Consider the following 19,741-nt stretch of genomic DNA (forward strand, 5'->3'; position numbering starts at 1 on the left):
GGATCGCGAGGAGAGGTCGTTCAGTAAGCTTCGACGGGTACCCCGTGGCGTTCGAAATCGTCGACGTTCCGTGTAACGACTGCATCGCCTTCCACTTCGGCGGTTGCCGCGATCACCGCGTCACCCTTCTTTCGCTTGTACTTCGAGGGGTCCAAACGGCCGATCATCCGACCTGCTTCCTCGGCAATTTGCTGATCCATATCCACCCGTGGGACACCGCGCAGGATCCGACGTATCTCACGGGCTTCCTCCGTCCCTGTGTACGCTTCGATGCCGATGTACAGTTCCAGCAGAGTCATCGTAGAGAGTTTCAATACAGCACCGTTCGCCTCCAACTCGTCCAGTTTCTCGTGTGCCTCCGGCAGATCGGCCATCAGGTCGAGAATAAACGCGGTATCGAGGATCATTCGAATCGCTCGGCGACCGCTTCGACCTCCTCGGCGTCGTCGTCCTCGGCCGCCTCGACGTTCTCGCGCATCGTCTCGACGGTATCGCTGTCGAGGATTCCCCCGAGGTCCCGCAGCGACGGTCCGCCGATCAGCCGCTCGATTGCTTCCGAGAAGGTCTCGTCGTCGCGTTTGTGGGCCTCGATCCGATTGTATACGTCCTCCTCCAGCCGAACTGGTTTCGTACTCATGCGTATACGTTCGTATACAGCAACTTTGAATCTTCCGCCGAAATGGACGGACACGGCTCGACGAGATCGCCGGTCGTTCGTCCGTTCGACTGAGAGACTGCTACATATAAATCGTTCAACTATTCGTGTCGAACTCATCCCCGATCCGAGACCACCCACCGCAGTAGTCGCGAAGTAGTGGATCGCCAGCGTCGCCGACGCCTATGTCGACCACCTCACAGAGCGGAAGCTACCTGTCACGTACCCATCCAAGCCGAATGCGGGAGAAGTGGGCCGGCACGAATTTGAATCGTGGTTACGGCCACCCGAAGGCCGAAGGATACCAAGCTACCCCACCGGCCCGCATGTGAGCGCAGGCGAGCCGTTCTGTTAAGGCTTCCGAACGGCGGTCGCAACCCCGTCGCGCCGGTCGATCCGCCGGGATCACTCGCGCCCGGCGATCGACTCAGTAGCGCTCGTAGCCGTCGGTGTCGAGGTAGTTGTTCGCCACCGCGATCGCGTGGTCCGCGTGGATCGCCTCCGGCCCGAGTCGGACGCGCCGGTCCGCGTGCTCGGCGAGCAGGTCCGCCTCCGCGGCCGTGAAGTCGTGGTGATCCGAGAGCACGAAGATCGGATCCGCCGGCGGCGACGCCTCGGCGACGGGGTCGCCGTCCTCGTGGAGGTGGACGACCGTTCCGTCGAGCGAATCGAGCGTCTCCGCGAGGCCCATCCGATAGAGTTCGACGCCGGGGGACACCTCGGCGGGCATGTGGCCGATGGCGTCCTCGCGGGCGTCGAGCGCGTCGCGTACCCGCGCGGCGGTGGTGCGCTCGTCCGGGTGAAGCCCGCGGGCGGTCGCACCCGAGAAGCGGACGGTGTACTCGTCGCCGAGAACGAGGTGGACGCGGCTGTCCTCGCGGATGCCGTGCGAGAGGAACAAGCCGGCGTTCACGCAGCGACACAGCAGATCCAGCCGTCCGGCTCCGCCCGCGAGGTCGTCGAGGCTGAACTCGGGCGTCGTGGGGGCGTCGTGACCGCTGACGACGAACTGGCGCATACGCACCCGCCGAGGTGACTCCTGTTTGCGGTTTCGATCCGGCGACGCCCCGGCGTGGCGATAGTCGAACCCTACCAGTAAAATTGGCGACAGTATAATCCACCGATAGCCGAAAGTGCGACCGCAGTAACAACAATTATATATAGAACTATGAGCGAACGGATGGTATCCCACGGTGGGTAGACGAACCATGACAAACGACGACATCAAGCGTGTGTTCGACCGTATGGACCGCCGGACGTTCCTGAGCGGTACCGGGGCCGCGGGCGTCGCGGCCGTGTCCGGCTGTATCGGCGGCGGCGACGACGGCAGCGACGGGACCGACAGCGGCTCCGACGACGGCAGCGACGGGACCGACAGCGGCTCCGACGACGGCGACTCCGGGGGATCGAGCGGCGGCACGCTCAACCTCGCGCTCGTCAAGAGCCCGCTGGAGTTCGACCCGATCGTGCTCAACGACGTTCCGTCCGACCAGGTCGCCTCACAGATCTTCGAGGGGCTGTACACGTACGACGAGAGCACAGGCGTCGTCCCCGAGCTCGCGACCGGCGAGCCGGAAGTCAGCGACGACGGCACCACCTACACGGTGACGATGACGACGGACGCGACGTTCTCGAACGGCGACCCCGTCACCCCCGAGGACGTGAAGTACAGCTTCGAGGCCCCGGTCGACGAGGAGACCGAGAACGCCTCGGAGTTCAACATGATCGACTCCATCGAAACGGAGGGCGACGACACGCTCGTGTTCAACCTCTCGTACCCGTACGGGCCGTTCATGAACACGCTCGCGGCGGGTCGGATCGTCCCGATGTCCGTCCGCGAGGAGGACAAGGAGGCGTTCAACACGGAGAACCCCGTGGGCTCCGGTCCGTTCGTCTTCGACAGCTGGCAGGAGGGCGACTACGTGGACCTCGTGCGCAACGAGGACTACTGGGGCGAGCCGATGGCGAACCTCGAGACGGTCCACTACACGCCGATCACGGAGGCGACGACCCGCGTCACCACGCTTCAGAACGGCGAGAACGACGTGATCGAGGAGATCCCGCCGAAGCTGTACTCGACGGTCCGCGGGATCGACGACGCGAGCATCGACGAGGTGCCCGGAATCGGCTACTTCTACCTCGCGTTCAACTGCAACGAGGGTCCGACCGCGGACCCCATGGTCCGCGAGGCGATCGACTACTGCTTCTCGATGGACACCGCAGTCGAGCAGTACGTCGAGCCGACCGGCGTCCGGCAGTACGCGCCGACGCCCGCGTCGATCACCGAGGAGTGGGGCTTCCCGATCGACGAGTGGGAGCAGATCCCCCACGACAAGAACATCGACGAGGCGACCGCGCTGTTCGACGAGGCCGGCGTCTCGATGGACTACAACTGGAAGATCATCGTCCCGCCGGACGACAAGCGCGAACAGATCGGAGTCTCCGTCTCGAACGGCCTCAAGGAGGCCGGGTTCAGCAACGTCGAGGTCCAGCGGCTCGACTGGGGTGCGTTCCTCGAGGCGTACGTCACGGGGAACGAGGACGACTACAACATGTACACGCTCGGCTGGTCCGGTACGCCCGACCCCGACGCGTTCACCTACTACATGTTCGGTCGCACCGACGACACGCTCGGCGTGACGAACGGGACCTACTACGGCGAGAACAGCGAGAGCGGCATCGAGGCCACCGAGAAGATCGTGGAGGCTCGCCAGTCCGCCGACCGCGAGGAGCGCAAGCAGCTGTACACGGAAGCGATCACTACGATCCTCGAGGATCGCGCGCACCTGCCCGCGTACAACCTCAAGAACAGCTTCGGCGTCAAGGAGTACGTCAACGACTTCACGTCGCACCCGGTGGACTCGTTCCACCTGGTGACCGACCACAACAACGTCTTCGTTGACAAGTAACTCACACGCTGAAATGGGCGAAAACCGACACGAGCGGTCGTAACGACCGCTTCCGCGAAGTTATATACACCCGTGGGAAACCAGGTCACACATCAGTAGGGACACTATGGGACGTGCACAGTATACGATCCGACGAATCCTGCAGGCGGTGCCTGTGCTGCTCGGGGTCGTCACGATCACGTATTTCCTGATGGAGGCGATGCCGGGCGACCCGGTGAGCATCATGCTCGGGCCGTCGCCCAGCGCCCAACAGGCCGCCGCCATCAGAGCGAAGTACGGACTCGACCAGCCGCTGTGGCTCCGCTATCTGAACTACCTCTGGGACGTGATACAGCTCGATCTGGGTACGAGTCTGTACTACGAGGTCCCCGTCACCCAGAAGATCATGGAGCGGCTGCCGGTGACGGTGCTGCTGCTCGTATCGAGCTTCACGTTCGCCATCGTGACGTCGATCCCGCTGGGGATCATCTCGGCCAAGCGGCGCAACAAGCCGACCGACCACGTCGCTCGGGTCGTGGCGCTGCTGGGCGTTTCAACGCCCTCCTTCTGGATCGGCCTGGTCCTCATCATCCTGTTCGCCTACCAGGTCAGTTGGTTCCCCGCGACGAACCTCGTCCTCCCGTGGGCGTCGCCCGCGGAGGTGGGCGTCGACAGTCAGTTCGACGTGCTCGTCACGTCGCTGCACCACCTCGTGTTGCCGACGATATCGCTCGGCACGCTCCAGATGGCGGCGCTCACGCGGATCGAGCGCTCCTCGATGCTGGAGGTGCTCGGCGAGGAGTACGTCAAGCTCGCGCGAGCCTACGGCGTCAAGGAGACGACGATCCTCCGCAAGCACGCCTTCCGTAACGCACAGCTCCCGCTCATCACGCTGTTGGGGCTCCAACTCACCAGCGCCATCGGCGGAGCGGTGCTGACCGAGACCGTCTTCTCCATCAACGGGATGGGGACGCTCATCATCACCGCGATCAACAACCAGGACTTCGCGCTGGTCGTCGGCACGACGCTCGTGCTCGGCTTGGTGTTCGTCGTCGGGGTCATCGTCACCGACCTCTCGTACGCGTACATCGACCCGCGAGTCACCTTCGAGGACGCAGACTGATGGCGACGACAACCGGATCCGACACGGACTCGCGAACCGAGAGCGAATCACAGCCCGTCGACTCCGATCCCGAACAGCCCGCCGCGAACGTCGGGTGGCGCTACACCGTCTCACAGGTCCGTCGCGACCCGACGGCGCTCGCGGGACTGGGGATCATCGGAGTCGCGACGCTCGTCGCGGTCATCGCGTTCTTCGATCAGACCGTCCTCCCGATACTCGGGGTGGAACAGTACGCCATCGCGCAGGCCGTGTGGCTGAGTCCCAACGCCGAGGTCGCCCCTCAGCTGCTCCCGCCGGCGTGGACGACCAACGTCTTCGGCGAGGGGACGTGGGCCCACCCGCTGGGCACCGACGACCGCGGGCGCGACATCCTCGCGCGGGTGTTCTACGGCACGCGCATCGCCATGTCCGTCGGCGTCATCGCGACGACCATCGCGCTGGTGGTCGGGATGCTCGTCGGGTCGGTCGCGGGCTACTACGGCGGTCGCATCGACGACGTGCTGATGCGCGCCGTCGAGACGCTGTACGCCATCCCGTTCCTCGTGCTCGTCATCGTGTTCATGGTCGCGTTCGGTCGCAACCTCACGTTCGCGATGATCGGCGTCGGGATCGCCAACATCCCGACGTTCGCCCGGCTCATCCGCTCGCGGGTGCTGTCGGTGCGCGAAGAGGACTACATCGAGGCGGCGCGAGCGGCCGGCGTGCGCGACCGTAACATCATCTTCAGACACGTCATTCCGAACAGCTTCGCGCCCGTTCTGGTACAGGCGACCCTGCAGATCGGCGTGGCGATCCTCATCGTCGCCGGGCTGTCGTTCCTCGGCTTCGGCGCACAGCCGCCCACGCCGTCGTGGGGACAGATGCTCTCGCAGTCGCGCGACTACATGCTGCCCGACCCGTGGTTCAGCATCTGGCCCGGGATGGCGATCCTCATCACCGTGGTCGGCTTCAACCTGCTCGGCGACGGGCTCCGCGACGCGCTCGACCCCCGTATCAACAACTGATGTCCGAACCACTACTCACAGTCGAGAACCTGAAGACCCAGTTCTTCACCGAGGAAGGCACCGTCCGCGCGGTCGACGGCGTGAGCTTCGAGGTCAACGAGGGCGAACTCGTCGGCCTCGTCGGCGAGTCCGGTGCCGGGAAGTCGGTCGCCGCCCAGTCGATCATGCGGCTCGTCGAGGAGCCGGGGCGGATCGTCGACGGCACCGTCACGTTCGACGGGGAGAAGCTGGTCGACATCGTGGAGACCCCCGACGGCCGGATGGAACAGTCCGACGAGATGCTCTCGAACCGGGAGATGCGCGAGCGGATCCGCGGCCGCGAGATCGCGATCGTCTTTCAGGACCCCATGGAGTCGCTCAACCCCGTGTTCAAGGTGGGCGCTCAGCTCCGAGAGTTCATCGAGTTGAACCGAGAGGTGGGCGAGTCGGAGGCGAAGACGATCGCCGTCGACATGCTCCGGGAGGTCGGTATCCCCGAACCCGAGACTCGCTACGACGACTACCCCCACGAGTTCTCCGGGGGGATGCGCCAGCGCGTGCTGATCGCGATGGCGCTGGCGTGTGAGCCGCGGCTCATCATCGCCGACGAGCCGACGACCGCGCTCGACGTGACCGTCGAGGGGCAGATCCTCGATCTGGTCAGCGACCTCCAAGAGCGGTACGACACGGCGTTCCTGTGGGTCACCCACGACATGGGCGTCGTCGCGGAGATCTGCGACCGGGTGAACGTCATGTACCTCGGCGAGGTCATCGAGGAGACCGAGGTGGACGACCTGTTCCACGACACGAAACATCCGTACACCGAGGCGCTGCTGCGGTCGATGCCCCGACCCGACCGATCGGTCGAGTCGCTCGACCCGATCAAGGGGGTGATGCCGGAGGCGATCAACCCGCCCTCCGGCTGCCGGTTCCACACGCGCTGCCCGGAGGCCCGGGAGGCGTGCAAGGAGTTCCACCCGGAGTACCAGGACGTGAGCGACGCCGGCGAGGCACCGCACTCCGTGTCGTGTATCAAATACGAGCGCGTCGGCTACGAGGACAGCGCCCCGCTTCAGACGGAGGCGACCGACGCCTTCGCCGGCGGACTCGCCGACATGCGGGGCGACGACGACGGTCGGGACCCCGCCGGCGTCCCCGGGGGTGAGGCCGATGAGTGAGGCCGACGGGACCGGCGCGCTCGACACCGGATCCGGCGGGACCGACGACGACACGATCCTCAGCGTCCAGGGGCTGACGAAGCACTTCAGCCAGTCCGACGGAATGCTGTCGGCGCTGTTCGACGAGCCGCCCGTGCGTGCCGTCGAAGACGTGAGCTTCGACGTGAAACGCGGCGAGACGCTCGGGCTGGTCGGCGAGTCCGGCTGCGGGAAGTCGACGCTCGCGCGCACCATCCTCCGACTCGTCGATCCCACGGACGGCGCGGTGTACTTCGAGGGCGACAACCTCGCGGAGCTGTCGGGGTCGGACCTCCGCGAGCGCCGCCGCGACCTGCAGATGATCTTCCAGGACCCGCAGTCGAGCCTGGACCCGCGGATGAAGGTCGGCCCCATCGTCGAGGAGCCGATGAAGGCCCACGGGCTGTACAAGGGCGAACGCGAGGAACGCGCCCGCGAGCTGCTGGAGAAGGTCGGCCTCGACCCGCACCACTACAACCGCTACCCGCACCAGTTCTCCGGCGGGCAACGCCAGCGGATCAACCTCGCGCGGGCGCTGTCGGTGAACCCGGACTTCATCGTCTGCGACGAGCCGGTGTCGGCGCTCGACGTGTCGATCCAGGCGCAGGTGCTCAACACGATGCAGGAGCTGCAAGACGAGTTCGGCCTCACCTACCTGTTCATCGCCCACGACCTCAGCGTGATCCGGCACATCTCCGACCGCGTCGCCGTGATGTACCTCGGTCAGCTGGTCGAGCTCGCGGAGACCGAGGAGCTGTTCGAACACCCCAAACATCCGTACACCGAGGCGCTGCTCGAGTCCATTCCTGTTCCAGACCCCCGCGTGTCGGGCACTCGGAGCGTGCTGGAGGGGGACGTTCCGTCGCCGATCGAGCCGCCGTCGGGGTGTCGCTTCCGGACGCGGTGTCCGAAGCTCATCCAGCCCGACGAGTTCTCGATGGACGCGGACTCGTGGGCGGCCGTCCGGGCGTTCACCCGCGCTGTGAAGCGTCGGTCCTTCGAGGCGACCGACCGCGCCGCCGTCCGCGCGGAGTTCTTCCCCGACGGAACCCCCGGCGGGAGCGCGGGGTCGACCGTCGACGCCGCCATCGATCGAGTCCTCGACGACGAGTGGGACGACGCGACCGATCAGCTCATCTCCACGTTCGCGGAGACGAGCATCTGTGCGACGGAGAAGCCGTCGTACTCGGTCGAGTCCGAGGTCGGCGACGGCGAGCACTTCGCCGCCTGTCACCTCCACCGTGAGGGCGTTGAGGGCCCCGCGCTCGCCGACGACTGATCGGGGCGGTCATCGGCGAGAGCGGTCACTCCACGCGGATCGTGGTCCGCGATTCGGGCCGCTCTCGCTCGGTCGCGACGAACGCGCGGATCTCGTGGTCGCCGCGTGACAGCGGCGTCGACCTGTTCCTCCGTCCCTCCTGACGGGTCACGCGTCCGTCCCAGGTCCACTCGTGGGTCTTGCGCTCGCGGGCGCGAAACGTGAGCACGCCCGAGCCGCCGGGGTCGCGGCGGGGCTCCTCAGTAGCCTCCAGCGCGCCGTCGACCTCCCACCCCCACAGCCGGCGGGAGGGCGTCGATACGGCGATCGGGACGGGGAGTCGGTTTCGGATCTCGACCCGAAGCGAGACGGGATCGCCGGGCGCGTACACCGCCCGGTCGGTCTCGACGGAGACCGAGACTCCGCGCGTGACCACCGACGAGGGGAGGAGGGCGGCGACTGCCGCACCGAGATAGTCGCGCGTCTCGTCGAAGCCGAGGCGGTCGCGGTCGTCGTGGCTCCGCGGCGACTGCGGCACGGACGCCGGAAGGGTCGACGAGCGAATGAGGGTGTCGGTTCGGCCGGCAGTAGAGTGAAGACGGGAACAGGGAGATCCGTCGCGGCCGCGTCCCCGGAGGCGACCGGCTTCGGGGCTCAGTACCCCTGCGCGTTACCGTCCTTCCGTGGCTCGGTGGCCGCCGAGAGGACGCCGTCGGCGCTGCGGACGATCTGCGCGCCGCCGAACAGCGCCGGCGGGAGCGTCTTCACGTCGTGGCCCTTACGAACCAGCTTCGAGGCGGTGTTGCCGTCGAACTGCGGCTCCAGCGCGAGGCTCCCCTCCTCCCGGTAGCGCCAGCGCGGGCGGTCGAGCGCCGCCTGCAGCGGGAGGTCGTAGTCGACGACGTTCGAGATCACCTGCACGTGCCCCTGCGGCTGCATGTACCCGCCCATGACGCCGAAGGCGGCCCAGTCGTCCGTCGCGTCGTCGTCGGGGGCGAAGTCCGCGAGCGCCGGGATCAGGGTGTGGAACGGGCGCTTTCCCGGCTCCAGCGAGTTCGGGTGGTCGGGGTCCAGCGAGAACGACGACCCGCGGTTCTGGAGCGCGATGCCGGTGTCGCCGGCGACGAGTCCGGAGCCGAAGCCGGCGAACCGGGAGTTGATGAACGAGACGACGTTGCCCTCGTCGTCGGCGACGCACAGGAGCACGGTGTCAGCGTCCTCGGCGTTCGCCTCGGGGACGCCGAACGTCACGTCGTCGTTGCACTCCTCGCCTATCTCCTCGGCGCGGTTCGCGGCCCACTCCTTCGACCCGAGCGGCGGGTGGTCCTCGAACTCCGGGTCGGTGATGTAGCGGTGGCCGTCGTGGAACGCGAGCTTCAGCGCCTCCGAGAAGTAGTGGACGCGCTCGGGGGAGTCGTAGTCGTGCTCGCCCGCGCCGATCGCCTCGGCGACGTTCAGCGCCTCCAGCGCGATGAGCCCCTGGTTGTTCGGCGGGAGCTCGTACACCTCCGTCCCGTTGTAGGTGGTCGAGACGGGATCGGGGAACTCCGGTTCGAAGTCCGCGAGGTCGTCGACCGTGAGGAAGCCGCCCTGGTCTTGGACCTCCCCCGCGATCTGTTCTGCGATCTCGCCCTCGTACACCACGTCCGCCCCCTCCTCCGCGATCCGGCGCATCGACTCGCCCAGTTTCGGGAGCGTCACGTGCTGGCCCACGTCGGGGGCCTCGCCGTCGAACAGGAACGCCTCGCGGGCGTTGTCGGTCTCGAACAGTTCCTCGCCGTGTTGCCACTGTGCGGAGACGACCTCCGACACCGGGTAGCCCTCGGTCGCGTACCGGATCGCCGGCTGCAGCAGTTCCGAGAGCGACTCCTCGCCGAACCGCTCGGCGGTGACCTCCCACCCGCGGGCGGTCCCCGGAACCGTCACCGCGTGCGGGCCGGTCCCGGGCATCTCCGCGTCCGCGGGGTCAACGCCCTCCTCGTCGGCGACCGCCTCGCGGACGGCATCGATCGTCGCGTCCGCGGGCGCGGGCCCGCACGAGCGCATCGCGCCGACCTCGCCGTCGGCTGTGCGGTAGAGCGCGAACACGTCGCCGCCGAGCCCCGTCGACGTGGGTTCGACGACGTTCAGCGCCGCCGCGGTGGCGACGGCCGCGTCGAAGGCGTTGCCTCCGTCCTCCAGCACGGATATTCCCGCCTGCGAGGCGAGCGGCTGGCTGGTCGCCACGACGCCGCGCTGGCCGTACACCGTCGACCGTCTGGATCCGAACTGATCGACATCCGGTTCGTCCATGCGATCGATACGTCCACACGTGACCCAAAACGTGAACCCAAACATATCCGGTGTGTCGGCGGCGGCACGCCCGATCGCCCGCGGCGGCAACCCGGACCGCCGACCCGCCGGCCACGATCGAACGACGGCGGCAGGACGGGGGTTTGATACGCCTCGGACGGGCGTGCACCCCGAGCGAACGTTCATATGCGATGTCGTTCACGGTATGGCATGGCAGCCGACGAGGACGGTGCGGGACCGATCCGTCCGATGCGGGAGGTCACCCTGAAGATCCGCCACGCCGGTCAACCGGAGACAGTCGCCTCCGAGCGGTACCCGGAGGTGACGATGCGCTCGGTGTCGTCGATGACGGGACGCAGCGACGAGCGCAAGCGGATCGTGGAGATCACCGGCGATCCCGACGACGTGGAGGGGTTCATCGAGGTGTACGCCGGGTGCGACCCCGTCGACGCCGCCGAGCCGATCAGCCCGCTGGGCGAGCCGCGGGTGTTCGTCGCGCTGACGATACGGGTACCCGAGTGGGACAGCATCGCAGAGCTGTTCGCGGATCACGGCGTCCACCACCGGACGGGGACCGTGATCGCCGGCGGCTGGGAGCGGTGGACGCTGTATCTCGACGCCGACACCGACCTCTCGACGGTCATCGACGCCATCGAAGACCGCGGGAACGACGTGAAACTCCTCCGGCAGGTGGAGATGGACGAGATCAGCGCGAGCGCGCGGTTTGAGGCCGCCGGCGCGCTCCACGACCTCACGCGTCGCCAGCGCGAGGCGCTCGCGGCGGCGATCCGCGCGGGCTACTACGGCCACGAGAAGGACGCCGGCGTCGAGGACATCGCCGCCGAACTCGACATCGGGACGACGACCGCGTGGGAGCACCTCGCGCGAGCCGAGGGGAAGGTGATGAACGACCTCGGCGACTTCCTCGGCGAAGAGTAGTCGAGCGACCGGGCGGCTCAGCCGTCGTCGTAGGGCCAGCGCCCGCCCATCCGAAGCTCCTGTTCGTACCCCTCGTCGATCGCCTCGCGCATCTCGGCGCGACTCCGTCCGGGCGTCTCGACGCCGTCGGCGGCGAGGCGGACGACCGCCTCCGCGACCTGGAGTCCGACCTCGCGCAGGTCCCGGGGGTCGAGTTTGTCCAGCGTGTCCGCGTGGGTGTGTCCCCACCCGCGCCCCGACTGCTCGGAGGTGGTCGAGGTCATCACGGCGGGGACGCCCTCCTGGACGAACGCCCACTGGTCGCCGTGCGGGGAGATGGTGTCGTCCGTCGACAGCGTCGCCGCCAGGTCGTCGGTCGTCGCCTCGAACGCGGCGGCGACCGACTCGAAGCCGTTGGTGCCGAGTCGGAGGTTCCGGGAGCTACACGCGCCGTCGAGGTTGACGACGCACTTCGTGTCGTCCAGGTCGGTCGTCTCCGCGCAGTGATATGCGCCCCACAGCCCGATCTCTTCGGAGCCGAACGTGACCAGTCGAACCCGGGTGTCGAGGTCCACGTCGTCGCGGGCGAGCAGGCGACCCACCTCCGCGACGAGCGCCGAGCCCGCGCCGTTGTCGTTGGCCCCGTCGGCGATGTCGTGGGCGTCGACGTGGGCGGTGACGAGCACGTGCTCGTCGGTGTCGGGGCCGACCGCCGCCTCGACGTTCACCGAGGTCGTCGGCTCGTTCCGACACTCGACGGAGACGGTCGCCTCACAGCCCTCCTCGGCGTAGCGCGCGAGGCGCTCGCCGACCTCACGGGAGACGCCGACTGCCGGGATCGGCCCGGGGCGCTCGTGGTAGCCGACCTCGCCGGTCGGCGGCACCGACCCCTCGATGTGGTTGCGGAAGACGAACGCGCTCGCGCCGTGATCGGCGGCGTTGACGTACTTCTCCATCCGGTGGATCCAGCGGTCGGCCTCCTCGGGAGTCGCCGACGACGCCATCGCGATCGCTCCCTCGAGTTCGTCGGCCTTTGCCTCGAACGCCTCGTAGCCGCCGTCGCCCACGTCGACGACGCGGCCCGTCACCTCGCCGGCGGGACACCCCGGCAGCGCGAGCACGTCCTGTTGTCCGTCGTGGACCCGCTCGTGGGGCTCGTGGACCGTCAGCGACGACGACCCGCGCCACCATCCCGGGATCTCGAACTCCTCGAGCCGGGCGTTTCGAGCGCCCCCCTCCTCGAGGGCGTCGCGGACGACCGCCGCGCCCTCCCGCTCGCCCGCCTGACCCGCCATTCGACTCCCCACGTCCACGAGGTCGGTGAGCACGTCCCACGAGAAGTCGCTCGTGCGCGCGTCGCCGACGGCCGCGTTCGACAGTCGCATAGCCCGGAGTTCGCCGCGGCCGCCTTGAGTCCCAGGGTATCGGTCGGGTGCGCCGACGGACGGCGTCGGGGGGATGCCGGTGGACGCCGCCGGCGACGACAGGTTCATGTACCGTGGTAACTAATGACATAGAAGATGCCCGAGCCAACGAGCCTCTCGGACGCCGACGAGCGAGTGCTACGCCACCTGAGCGGGACGGGCGTGGACTACCCCGCGCTCGTCGCCGCCAACACCGGTCTCCACATCCCGCTCGTGGAGCGTCGGCTGGCGACCATGGAGGAGCGCGGGTTCGTCGAGGCGGCCACGGGCGAGCGGATCTACCGGATCACCGACGCCGGAACCGCGGCGCTCTCGGACGGCTCCCCCACCGCGACCGAGGAGCGCGTCGTCGAGGAGTCCCCCACGGCCGCCGACGGCGGCGAGCCGATCGACCTGGAGTGACCCGCACTCGGGTCCGGTCCCCGCGGTCGGATCGTCCTCCCCGATCGGTCGGTCCCCGCCGCCGAGATTGCTTCCCCGCTCGATCGGCCCCGACCGGTCAGTCGTCGGCCGTCGCGGCCTCGACGGCGGCGGCGGAGTCGTCGCGCAGCGTCGTCGCCGCGATGACGATGGCGACGAGCACGAGGCCGGCGCAGGCGAGGTACTCCCCGGAGAGCCCGATCCGAGCGGCCAGCGGGAGCGCCACCAGCGGCCCGAGCGTCGAGCCCAGGTCGCCGAAGACGTTGTAGACGCCGCCGAGTTTGCCCACGTCGCCGTCGGGGGCGATGTCGCCCAGGTACGCCAGAAGCGGCGGTCCCGCGAGGCCCGCGCCCGCGCCGACCAGACCGACGCCGACGAGCACGCCCCGTGCGGTCGGCACGAGCGCCGCGAGCGCGAAGCCGGCGGCGAACACCCCCAGCCCCGGAACGACGGTCGTCGTCCGGCCGAGGCTGTCCGAGAGGCGGCCGACCGCGAGGTTCGACGCCGACAGCGCCAGCACCGACACCGCCATCACGACCCCGCTGGTCCCGGTGCCGGCGAAGCCGCCCAGCGAGATGTCGTTCGCCTCGGTGTACAGCACGACCGTCGACAGCAGGACGCCGGCGTAGAGGAACCGGATCGTGAAGTTGACCGCGCCGACCGCGCCGATCCGCGGGTCCGCGCGCACCAGCGTCGGCACGTCGCGGAGGCGGCTCTTCTCGCCCACGTCCGGCGAGACGTTCGGGAGCACCCGGTAGGCGACGGCGGCCGCGAACAGCCCCGCGACCCCCGCGACGGCGAACGCCTCGGCGTAGCCGTACAGTTCGGTGACGATCCCACCGAGGATCAGCCCCGTCGGGAACCCGAGGCTCTGTCCGCCCCGCATGTACCCGACCCACCGGCCCCGGTTCGCCGCGGTGGTCACGTGCGTCACCGTGGAGAACGCCCCGACGAACACGAACGCCGAGCCGATCCCCCACGCCGCCCGCGAGACGAGAAACACGGCGGACGACGGGATCCCGAGCGGGGGACTCAGCCCGACGAGGTAGCCGAACGGGACCAGCCCCTGGACGGCGAACCCCGCGATCATCGGCCGGCGCGTCCCCATCCGGTCGAGCACGCTCCCCGCCGGCGTCGACATGAGCAGGCGCGTGAACCGGTTGATCGAGAGGATCACCCCGACGAGAAGCGGCGCGATCCCGAGCACCGACCCCAGCGCGGGGATCGTCGGGAACGCGACGCCGCCGCCCATCCCGCCGAAGAACACGCCGGCGACGAGGCTGAGGACGACGGTGCGGACCTCCGACTCCGAGTACGCGGGGGCGGAATCGGCGTCGTCGGTCCCAGAACCTGACTCGACGGCATCGATCTCGCGATCAGATTCGACGGCGTCGGTCCCGGGGTCGGGCGTGTCGGATGCGTCGGTCACGTCGGGGGGACTCCAGTCGAAGGCGGGGGCGACCGTGACAGTCGACGATCGGCAGTCGGTCGAAACCTGGTCGAAAGCGCCGACATGGGGCGCTGGACTCGCGTCCCGCTCGTACTCACGGGACGCTTCGCTTGACCGCGCTCCTGCTCGCGGGTCGCAGGGGCCCCCGGTCGCTCCGCGGTCTCCCTTCGCGGGACTCGCTCCGCTCGCGTTCCCGAGGCCCCCGCTTCGCTCCGGCCTCGCTCACCACGCGTACTCCTCTCTCGGGTCCACGTCGTCGCGCTCGCGGTCGAACACGACCTCGCCGTCGACCACGACGTACTGACTCCGCGTCCCCATCTCGTGGAACGGGCCGTCCCAGACGACGAGGTCGCCGTCGGTCCCCTCGGCGAGGTCGCCGACGCGGTCGCGGATCCCGAGGATCTCCGCGGGGTTGGTCGTCACGGCGTCGAGCGCGTTCGCCTCGGGGAACCCCTCGCGGACCGCCAGCCCGACGCACACGTCGAGGTGCTGTTGGGGGAGCACGGGCGCGTCCGTCTGGATGGCGACCGTGACGCCCGCCTCGTGGAGGATCGCCGGCGTCTCGAAGGTGATGTTGCGGAGCTCGTACTTCGAGGCCGAGGAGAACGACGGGCCGACGATCGCGGGCACGTCGCGCTCGGCGAACTCCTCGGCGATCACGTGGCCCTCCGTCGCGTGTTCGATCGAGAGCCGGTCGATGCCGAACTCCTCGGCGATGCGGAACACCGTCGCGATGTCGTCCGAGCGGTGGGCGTGCACCCGCAGCGGGAGGTCTCCCTCGAGGACGCGCGCGAGGTTCTCCCGACCCAGATCCCGCTCGAACGGCTCGTCGTTCTCGCGGGCGTGCTCGCGCGCCTCGAGGTAGTCCTCCGTCGCCATGAACTCCTCGCGCAGCGTCGCGGCGACGCCCGGGCGCGTCGAGGGCTGACGGCCCTCGCGCTCGCCGTGGAAGCGCTTGGGGTTCTCGCCCATCGCGGCCTTCATGCCGTCTTCCGCGATCAGCATCCGGTCGGCGACTGTGCCGTACGTCTTCATCGAACAGATGATCCCGCCGATCACGTTGCCCGAACCCATCCGCGCGGAGACCGTGGTGACGCCGTTCTGGAACGCCCCCTTCAGCTCCTCGTCGCGGGGATGGAAGCCGTCGAGCGCGTTGACGTGCGGCGTCGTCGCGCTCGTCCCCTCGTTGAAGTCGCCGTCCTCGGGCTCCGCCCACTCGGCCATCCCGGCGTGGCTGTGGGCGTCGATCAGGCCCGGAGTGACCTCCATCCCCGTCGCGTCGACCTCGGTCGCGTCCGCGGGCGCGTCGACCTCGCCGACGGCGGCGATCTCGCCGTCGACGACGAGCACGTTGCCCTCGATCGTTCCCCGCTCGGTCTGCGTGTGCACGGTCCCGCCGCGAACCACGACCGCGTCGCCGTCTGCGTCGCTCATTGCACCGCGGTTGGCGGAGCGCTCGGAAAGTATTTCGGTTCGAAACGGACGGTCGGGCCCGTCCGGCGTCCGGCGGATCGTCGTGACGGGATCCCAGCGGTTCACGTAGCCGTATGAGACGTGGTACCACCCCTGAGCAACAGTTAAGAATTCCCCCCGTAACGTGTGAACCACGACGAGAGTCGGAGGACCCCGATGACCGATCACATCACCGTCACCGCTCGGCCGCCGCTCGGCACCGGCGGGTACGCGTGGTGGTCGGCCTCCGACGCAGTCGCCCCGTCCCGTGCCGCGTTCGCCGCCCCGACGGCGACCGCGAACGGGACCGGCGACGGCGTCGGAACGGGGTATGCCGCCTCCGCGCTCGTACCGTCCGCCTCAGTCGCCGCGTGACGCGGCGACGGTGCGCCGGGTCGACCCGGGCGGAGGCGGACGCCACCACGTTCTGCATACCGCTCAGGTCGTCGCTCACCGTCGTCGACAGTCGCGCGGCCGACCCGCTCCCCCGGGCCGGCCCGCTCGCGCGTTCGAGTCGCGCAGGGAGTCTATGTCGGTCCACCGACATCGACTGGCCGACGCCAGCATGACGATCAGCGTGTCCCGATCGGCCCCCGGCGACCTCGCCGAGGGTGCCGAAACGAAGCTCCGCCGCGCCGACGCCGTCGAGGCGGTGGAGTCGCTCGACATCCGGGCGATCAGCCCCGGCCTCAACGACCTCACGGTCGAGGCCGAGACGACGGTCGCACTCGCGGCCGACGCCGGCGACGAACGCGAGGCCGTCGCCGCCGCGCTCGCCGAGCGGTTCGGCGTGAGCGACGTGGCGGTCGCGGCCGTCCGCTCGGTCCCCCCTGACGCCGCAGAGCACGCCGCCGTCGCCGGCGAGTAACGGCGCGGGGCGACTTCGCACCGTCGCCGCGACGCGACCGAAAGGGCCTACCGCCCGCCGCGACGAGACCGGGTATGACCGACTCCGACGCGCCCGCCGACGCCGGCGGCGACGACGCCGGTTCCACCGAGGGGGGCGGCGTCCCCAACGTTCTCGACGCCGCCCGCGACCTCCTGGCGACCGGCCCGCTGTGTGACCACTGCCTGGGCCGCCCGTTCGCCGAGCGCTCGTTCGGCCTCGGCAACCACGAGCGCGGCCGCGGCCTCCGCGTCGCCGTCGCGCTCGCGGACGACGCGGACTACGAACCCGGGGACGCCGGCGACTGCTGGGTGTGCGAGGGCGTCTTCGAGCGCCTCGACGAGTTCGCCGAGCGCGCCGCCGACGCCGTCGCCGACTACGAGTTCGCCACCTACCAGGTCGGCACCCGGGTGCCGCCGCTGGCCGAGGAGAACGACCGTCTCCTGCGCGAGGACGCCGGGATGGACCCCGATGCGGGCGAGCCGCTGCGCAAGGAACTCAACAGGGAGGTCGGCAAGCGCGTCGGGCGGGTCACCGGCACCGAGGTCGACTTCGACCGCCCGCACGTCCAGTTCCTCCTCGACGTGGACGCCGACCGCGTCGAGGCGACCGTCAACTCCGCGCACGTGTACGGCCGCTACCGGAAGCTGGAGCGGGACATCCCCCAGACGGAGTGGCCATGCTCGGACTGCCGCGGCTCGGGCCGGCAGGGCCGCGAGCCGTGTGACACCTGCGACGGCTCCGGGTATCTGTACCCCGAGAGCGTCGAGCAGTTGACCGCCCCCGTCGTCGAGGAGGTCATGGAGGGCGTCGACTCCACCTTCCATGGCGCGGGCCGCGAGGACGTGGACGCGCTGATGCTCGGTACCGGCCGCCCGTTCGTGATCGAGGTGGACGAACCGCGCCGCCGCGAGGTCGACGTCGAGCGTCTGGAGGCCGACATCAACGCTTTCGCCGACGGAAAGGTCGAGGTCGAGGGGCTCCGACGCTGCGCTCACGACATGGTCGAGCGGGTGAAGGAACTCGACGCGACCAAGCGCTACCGCGCGAGCGTCGAGTTCGCGGACGACGTGGCTGACGAGGACCTGGCCGACGCCGTCGACGCCCTCGACGGCGCGACGATCGAACAGTACACCCCCAACCGCGTCGACCACCGCCGCGCCGCGAAGACCCGCACCCGCGTCGCCCACGAGGTGACCGCCGACCGCGAGGACGCGCGCCACGCGACAGTCGAGGTCCACGGCGCGGGCGGCCTCTACATCAAGGAGCTGATCTCCGGCGACGAGGGGCGGACCGAACCCAGCCTCGCGGGCCTGCTCGGCGTCGACGCCGCGGTGACGGCGCTGGACGTGCTCGTCGTCGAGGGGCGCGACGAGCCGTTCGAGGACTCCGGCTTCTTCCTGAAGGACGGTCGCGCGGACGGCGACGGCGGCGAAGCCGGCGGCGACGACGACAGCGACGACGGGAACGGAGACGAGGAGTAGCCTGCCGACCGGCCCGACCGCGAACCGCACGCTTTTGACCGCGCTCGCCGACCGACAGCCATGCTCGGCGCGGACGAGGCGGGGAAGGGGCCGGTGCTGGGACCGATGGTCGCCGCCGCGGTCCGCGCCGATCCGGGGGCGATCCCCGACGCGGTCGACGACTCGAAGCGGCTCTCGTCGGGCAGGCGCGAGGAGCTCGACGCCGCCCTCCGCGGCGACGACCGCGTCGCGGTCGGCGTCGCCGTCGTGTCCGTCGAACGCATCGACGACCCCGCTACGGACATGAACGCCCTCACCGTCGCGGGGCAGGCGGAGGCGCTCGCCCGTGTCGCCGCCGACGGCGACCGCGCGGTCGTCGACGCCGGCGACGTGGACGAGGACCGATTCGCCCGCCGGGTCGCCGACGCGGTCGCGGACGGCGGTCGCGATGGGGACGCGGGGAACGAGGGCGGCGTCGCAGTCGACGTGACCGCCGAACACGGGGCCGACGAGTCGTACCCCGTCGTCGCCGCCGCGAGCGTGATCGCGAAGGTGGAACGCGACCGGATCGTCGCCGAGTTGGACGCGACCTACCGCGACCGCGGCTACGACGGCGTCGGCAGCGGCTACCCCTCGGACCCGACGACGCGGGCGTTCCTGCGGGAGTACGTCGACAGAGAGGGCGACGTGCCGGGGTGCGCACGCCGCTCGTGGAGCACCTGCGACGACGTGCTCGCGGCCGCCGAGCAGTCGGCGTTGGGGGAGTTCTGATCCGAACCCGATACGGGACGAATTGTCGCCTCAGTCCGGTCTGATATCGAGGTTCAGCGCTCGGTTCCGTGATCGCCTACGGCCTGCTTCGATGGCGGTTTCGAGGTCGTCGACCGCTCCCTTCCAGATCCCGGCGACGGATAGCCACGACCGCTCTTTCATATCAGTCGAGTGACGGTGCATCGACAAATAGATCGGGTCGGATTGAACTGCCGTTCGGTCACCGGAACGGCGGCAGCCGCCAGCCGTAGGCGACGAGCGCGGCCGCGGCGAGCAGGCTCGCGACCGCGAGGATCGGGAGCGGAACGCCGGCGTCCGCGAGCGCCGAGAGGGCGATTCCCGACACCGGAAGCAACACGAGGACCCCCACGAACGCCCCGGCGAGGAGAGTCCACACGGAACCGCTGCGGCGGTCGCGGGCGTCGAGTTCCTCGCGGACGACGCGGCGGACGATGCGCTCGACGTCGGCCTCGGTGAGCGGTTCCTCGTCGGCGTCGGAACGGTGGTCCAGTTCTGACCGGTCGGCGGACTCGGAGGGCACACGCGTCGGGTCACACGAACG

General features: G+C 69.3%; 21 protein-coding genes and 1 tRNA gene. 11 read left to right on the forward strand and 11 right to left on the reverse strand.

The features are described from left to right. Positions 1 to 20: 20 nt before the first annotated feature. From Hbl1158_RS13780 to trmY, 4 genes are all read right to left on the reverse strand, one after another. Positions 21 to 407 carry a PIN domain-containing protein gene (locus Hbl1158_RS13780; protein WP_234297825.1) on the reverse strand — a complete coding sequence of 129 codons (387 nt, stop codon included), beginning with the start codon at positions 405 to 407 and terminating at the stop codon, positions 21 to 23. After that, positions 404 to 637 carry an antitoxin VapB family protein gene (locus Hbl1158_RS13785; RefSeq protein ID WP_234297826.1) on the reverse strand — a complete coding sequence of 78 codons (234 nt, stop codon included), beginning with the start codon at positions 635 to 637 and terminating at the stop codon, positions 404 to 406. Before Hbl1158_RS13785 ends, Hbl1158_RS13780 begins: the two co-directional genes overlap by 4 nt. A 269-nt stretch (positions 638 to 906) precedes the next feature. Beyond that, positions 907 to 979: transfer RNA gene (locus tag Hbl1158_RS13790), tRNA-Pro, on the reverse strand. A gap of 103 nt (positions 980 to 1,082) precedes the next feature. Further along, a complete protein-coding gene (gene trmY / locus Hbl1158_RS13795; RefSeq protein ID WP_234297827.1) occupies positions 1,083 to 1,673 on the reverse strand; it encodes a tRNA (pseudouridine(54)-N(1))-methyltransferase TrmY in 591 nt (196 codons plus the stop codon). Between the two features lie 190 nt (positions 1,674 to 1,863). On the opposite strand from trmY, the gene Hbl1158_RS13800 reads away from it, so the two are divergent. The 5 genes from Hbl1158_RS13800 (at position 1,864) to Hbl1158_RS13820 (ending at position 8,124) form a co-directional block, all read left to right on the forward strand. Further along, entirely contained in the window at positions 1,864 to 3,564 is a 1,701-nt protein-coding gene (locus Hbl1158_RS13800; RefSeq protein WP_234297828.1) for an ABC transporter substrate-binding protein, read from the forward strand. 106 nt (positions 3,565 to 3,670) lie between these two features. Continuing rightward, positions 3,671 to 4,666, forward strand: coding sequence for an ABC transporter permease (locus Hbl1158_RS13805; protein WP_234297829.1), 996 nt, complete (start codon positions 3,671 to 3,673; stop codon positions 4,664 to 4,666). After that, positions 4,666 to 5,670 (forward strand): ABC transporter permease, encoded by a 1,005-nt coding sequence (locus Hbl1158_RS13810; protein ID WP_234297830.1) that lies wholly within the window; start codon positions 4,666 to 4,668, stop codon positions 5,668 to 5,670. Before Hbl1158_RS13805 ends, Hbl1158_RS13810 begins: the two co-directional genes overlap by 1 nt. Continuing rightward, on the forward strand, positions 5,670 to 6,827 hold the full coding sequence (locus Hbl1158_RS13815; RefSeq protein WP_234297831.1) for an ABC transporter ATP-binding protein: 1,158 nt from the start codon (positions 5,670 to 5,672) through the stop codon (positions 6,825 to 6,827). The genes Hbl1158_RS13810 and Hbl1158_RS13815 overlap by 1 nt, the downstream gene beginning before the upstream one ends. After that, the gene (locus tag Hbl1158_RS13820) at positions 6,820 to 8,124 is read left to right on the forward strand and encodes an oligopeptide/dipeptide ABC transporter ATP-binding protein (protein ID WP_234297832.1); all 1,305 of its coding nucleotides are present in this window, start codon (positions 6,820 to 6,822) and stop codon (positions 8,122 to 8,124) included. The genes Hbl1158_RS13815 and Hbl1158_RS13820 overlap by 8 nt, the downstream gene beginning before the upstream one ends. A gap of 25 nt (positions 8,125 to 8,149) precedes the next feature. Here the strand turns inward: Hbl1158_RS13820 and Hbl1158_RS13825 are convergent, their stop codons facing one another. Together Hbl1158_RS13825 and ggt are read right to left on the reverse strand one after the other, a co-directional pair. Then, a complete protein-coding gene (locus Hbl1158_RS13825; RefSeq protein ID WP_234297833.1) occupies positions 8,150 to 8,641 on the reverse strand; it encodes a hypothetical protein in 492 nt (163 codons plus the stop codon). A 116-nt stretch (positions 8,642 to 8,757) separates the two neighbouring features. Next, on the reverse strand, positions 8,758 to 10,395 hold the full coding sequence (gene ggt, locus Hbl1158_RS13830; protein WP_234297834.1) for a gamma-glutamyltransferase: 1,638 nt from the start codon (positions 10,393 to 10,395) through the stop codon (positions 8,758 to 8,760). A gap of 210 nt (positions 10,396 to 10,605) precedes the next feature. On the opposite strand from ggt, the gene Hbl1158_RS13835 reads away from it, so the two are divergent. After that, positions 10,606 to 11,334, forward strand: a complete 729-nt coding sequence (locus Hbl1158_RS13835) for a helix-turn-helix domain-containing protein (RefSeq protein WP_234297835.1) — start codon at positions 10,606 to 10,608, stop codon at positions 11,332 to 11,334. Positions 11,335 to 11,351: 17 nt separating this feature from the next. Here the strand turns inward: Hbl1158_RS13835 and Hbl1158_RS13840 are convergent, their stop codons facing one another. Then, complete coding sequence (locus tag Hbl1158_RS13840) at positions 11,352 to 12,698, reverse strand: M28 family metallopeptidase (RefSeq protein ID WP_234297836.1); 1,347 nt, start codon at positions 12,696 to 12,698, stop codon at positions 11,352 to 11,354. A 135-nt stretch (positions 12,699 to 12,833) separates the two neighbouring features. Here Hbl1158_RS13840 and Hbl1158_RS13845 point away from each other — a divergent pair, with 135 nt between their 5' ends. Beyond that, the gene (locus Hbl1158_RS13845) at positions 12,834 to 13,139 is read left to right on the forward strand and encodes a DUF2250 domain-containing protein (RefSeq protein WP_234297837.1); all 306 of its coding nucleotides are present in this window, start codon (positions 12,834 to 12,836) and stop codon (positions 13,137 to 13,139) included. A 97-nt stretch (positions 13,140 to 13,236) separates the two neighbouring features. Here the strand turns inward: Hbl1158_RS13845 and Hbl1158_RS13850 are convergent, their stop codons facing one another. Both Hbl1158_RS13850 and Hbl1158_RS13855 read right to left on the reverse strand, forming a co-directional pair. Continuing rightward, positions 13,237 to 14,586, reverse strand: a complete 1,350-nt coding sequence (locus Hbl1158_RS13850) for an MFS transporter (protein ID WP_234297838.1) — start codon at positions 14,584 to 14,586, stop codon at positions 13,237 to 13,239. 243 nt (positions 14,587 to 14,829) lie between these two features. After that, positions 14,830 to 16,041: an amidohydrolase family protein gene (locus Hbl1158_RS13855; protein WP_234297839.1), complete on the reverse strand. Its 1,212-nt coding sequence runs from the start codon at positions 16,039 to 16,041 to the stop codon at positions 14,830 to 14,832. A 195-nt stretch (positions 16,042 to 16,236) separates the two neighbouring features. Between Hbl1158_RS13855 and Hbl1158_RS13860 the strand changes: the two genes are divergently transcribed. The 4 genes from Hbl1158_RS13860 to rnhB all read left to right on the forward strand — a co-directional run bounded on the left by Hbl1158_RS13860 (position 16,237) and on the right by rnhB (position 19,179). After that, positions 16,237 to 16,434, forward strand: a complete 198-nt coding sequence (locus Hbl1158_RS13860) for a hypothetical protein (RefSeq protein ID WP_234297840.1) — start codon at positions 16,237 to 16,239, stop codon at positions 16,432 to 16,434. Positions 16,435 to 16,624: 190 nt separating this feature from the next. Next, positions 16,625 to 16,927 (forward strand): hypothetical protein, encoded by a 303-nt coding sequence (locus tag Hbl1158_RS13865; protein ID WP_234297841.1) that lies wholly within the window; start codon positions 16,625 to 16,627, stop codon positions 16,925 to 16,927. Between the two features lie 74 nt (positions 16,928 to 17,001). Beyond that, complete coding sequence (locus Hbl1158_RS13870; protein ID WP_234297842.1) at positions 17,002 to 18,429, forward strand: tRNA pseudouridine(54/55) synthase Pus10; 1,428 nt, start codon at positions 17,002 to 17,004, stop codon at positions 18,427 to 18,429. A gap of 60 nt (positions 18,430 to 18,489) precedes the next feature. Beyond that, positions 18,490 to 19,179, forward strand: a complete 690-nt coding sequence (rnhB, locus tag Hbl1158_RS13875; RefSeq protein WP_234297843.1) for a ribonuclease HII — start codon at positions 18,490 to 18,492, stop codon at positions 19,177 to 19,179. A 30-nt stretch (positions 19,180 to 19,209) separates the two neighbouring features. On the opposite strand, the gene Hbl1158_RS17200 is transcribed toward rnhB, so the two are convergent. Continuing rightward, positions 19,210 to 19,341, reverse strand: a complete 132-nt coding sequence (locus Hbl1158_RS17200) for a hypothetical protein (protein ID WP_255764103.1) — start codon at positions 19,339 to 19,341, stop codon at positions 19,210 to 19,212. Between the two features lie 58 nt (positions 19,342 to 19,399). After that, the gene (locus Hbl1158_RS13880) at positions 19,400 to 19,720 is read right to left on the reverse strand and encodes a hypothetical protein (protein WP_234297844.1); all 321 of its coding nucleotides are present in this window, start codon (positions 19,718 to 19,720) and stop codon (positions 19,400 to 19,402) included. Positions 19,721 to 19,741 lie beyond the last annotated feature (21 nt).

Source organism: Halobaculum sp. CBA1158 (assembly GCF_021431925.1).
Classification (GTDB): Archaea; Halobacteriota; Halobacteria; order Halobacteriales; family Haloferacaceae; genus Halobaculum.

Bases quoted from the DNA above. Each gene is read 5' to 3' on its own strand.
- Hbl1158_RS13820 (WP_234297832.1), top strand. From the start codon at position 6,820: ATGAGTGAGGCCGACGGGACCGGCGCGCTCGACACCGGATCCGGCGGG.
- Hbl1158_RS13800 (WP_234297828.1), top strand. From the start codon at position 1,864: ATGACAAACGACGACATCAAGCGTGTGTTCGACCGTATGGACCGCCGG.
- Hbl1158_RS13805 (WP_234297829.1), top strand. From the start codon at position 3,671: ATGGGACGTGCACAGTATACGATCCGACGAATCCTGCAGGCGGTGCCT.
- Hbl1158_RS13855 (WP_234297839.1), bottom strand. From the start codon at position 16,041: ATGAGCGACGCAGACGGCGACGCGGTCGTGGTTCGCGGCGGGACCGTG.
- Hbl1158_RS13835 (WP_234297835.1), top strand. From the start codon at position 10,606: ATGGCAGCCGACGAGGACGGTGCGGGACCGATCCGTCCGATGCGGGAG.
- Hbl1158_RS13860 (WP_234297840.1), top strand. From the start codon at position 16,237: ATGACCGATCACATCACCGTCACCGCTCGGCCGCCGCTCGGCACCGGC.
- Hbl1158_RS13780 (WP_234297825.1), bottom strand. From the start codon at position 407: ATGATCCTCGATACCGCGTTTATTCTCGACCTGATGGCCGATCTGCCG.
- Hbl1158_RS13865 (WP_234297841.1), top strand. From the start codon at position 16,625: ATGACGATCAGCGTGTCCCGATCGGCCCCCGGCGACCTCGCCGAGGGT.
- Hbl1158_RS17200 (WP_255764103.1), bottom strand. From the start codon at position 19,341: ATGAAAGAGCGGTCGTGGCTATCCGTCGCCGGGATCTGGAAGGGAGCG.
- Hbl1158_RS13810 (WP_234297830.1), top strand. From the start codon at position 4,666: ATGGCGACGACAACCGGATCCGACACGGACTCGCGAACCGAGAGCGAA.
- Hbl1158_RS13845 (WP_234297837.1), top strand. From the start codon at position 12,834: ATGCCCGAGCCAACGAGCCTCTCGGACGCCGACGAGCGAGTGCTACGC.
- Hbl1158_RS13840 (WP_234297836.1), bottom strand. From the start codon at position 12,698: ATGCGACTGTCGAACGCGGCCGTCGGCGACGCGCGCACGAGCGACTTC.
- Hbl1158_RS13815 (WP_234297831.1), top strand. From the start codon at position 5,670: ATGTCCGAACCACTACTCACAGTCGAGAACCTGAAGACCCAGTTCTTC.
- Hbl1158_RS13870 (WP_234297842.1), top strand. From the start codon at position 17,002: ATGACCGACTCCGACGCGCCCGCCGACGCCGGCGGCGACGACGCCGGT.
- rnhB (WP_234297843.1), top strand. From the start codon at position 18,490: ATGCTCGGCGCGGACGAGGCGGGGAAGGGGCCGGTGCTGGGACCGATG.
- Hbl1158_RS13785 (WP_234297826.1), bottom strand. From the start codon at position 637: ATGAGTACGAAACCAGTTCGGCTGGAGGAGGACGTATACAATCGGATC.
- ggt (WP_234297834.1), bottom strand. From the start codon at position 10,395: ATGGACGAACCGGATGTCGATCAGTTCGGATCCAGACGGTCGACGGTG.
- trmY (WP_234297827.1), bottom strand. From the start codon at position 1,673: ATGCGCCAGTTCGTCGTCAGCGGTCACGACGCCCCCACGACGCCCGAG.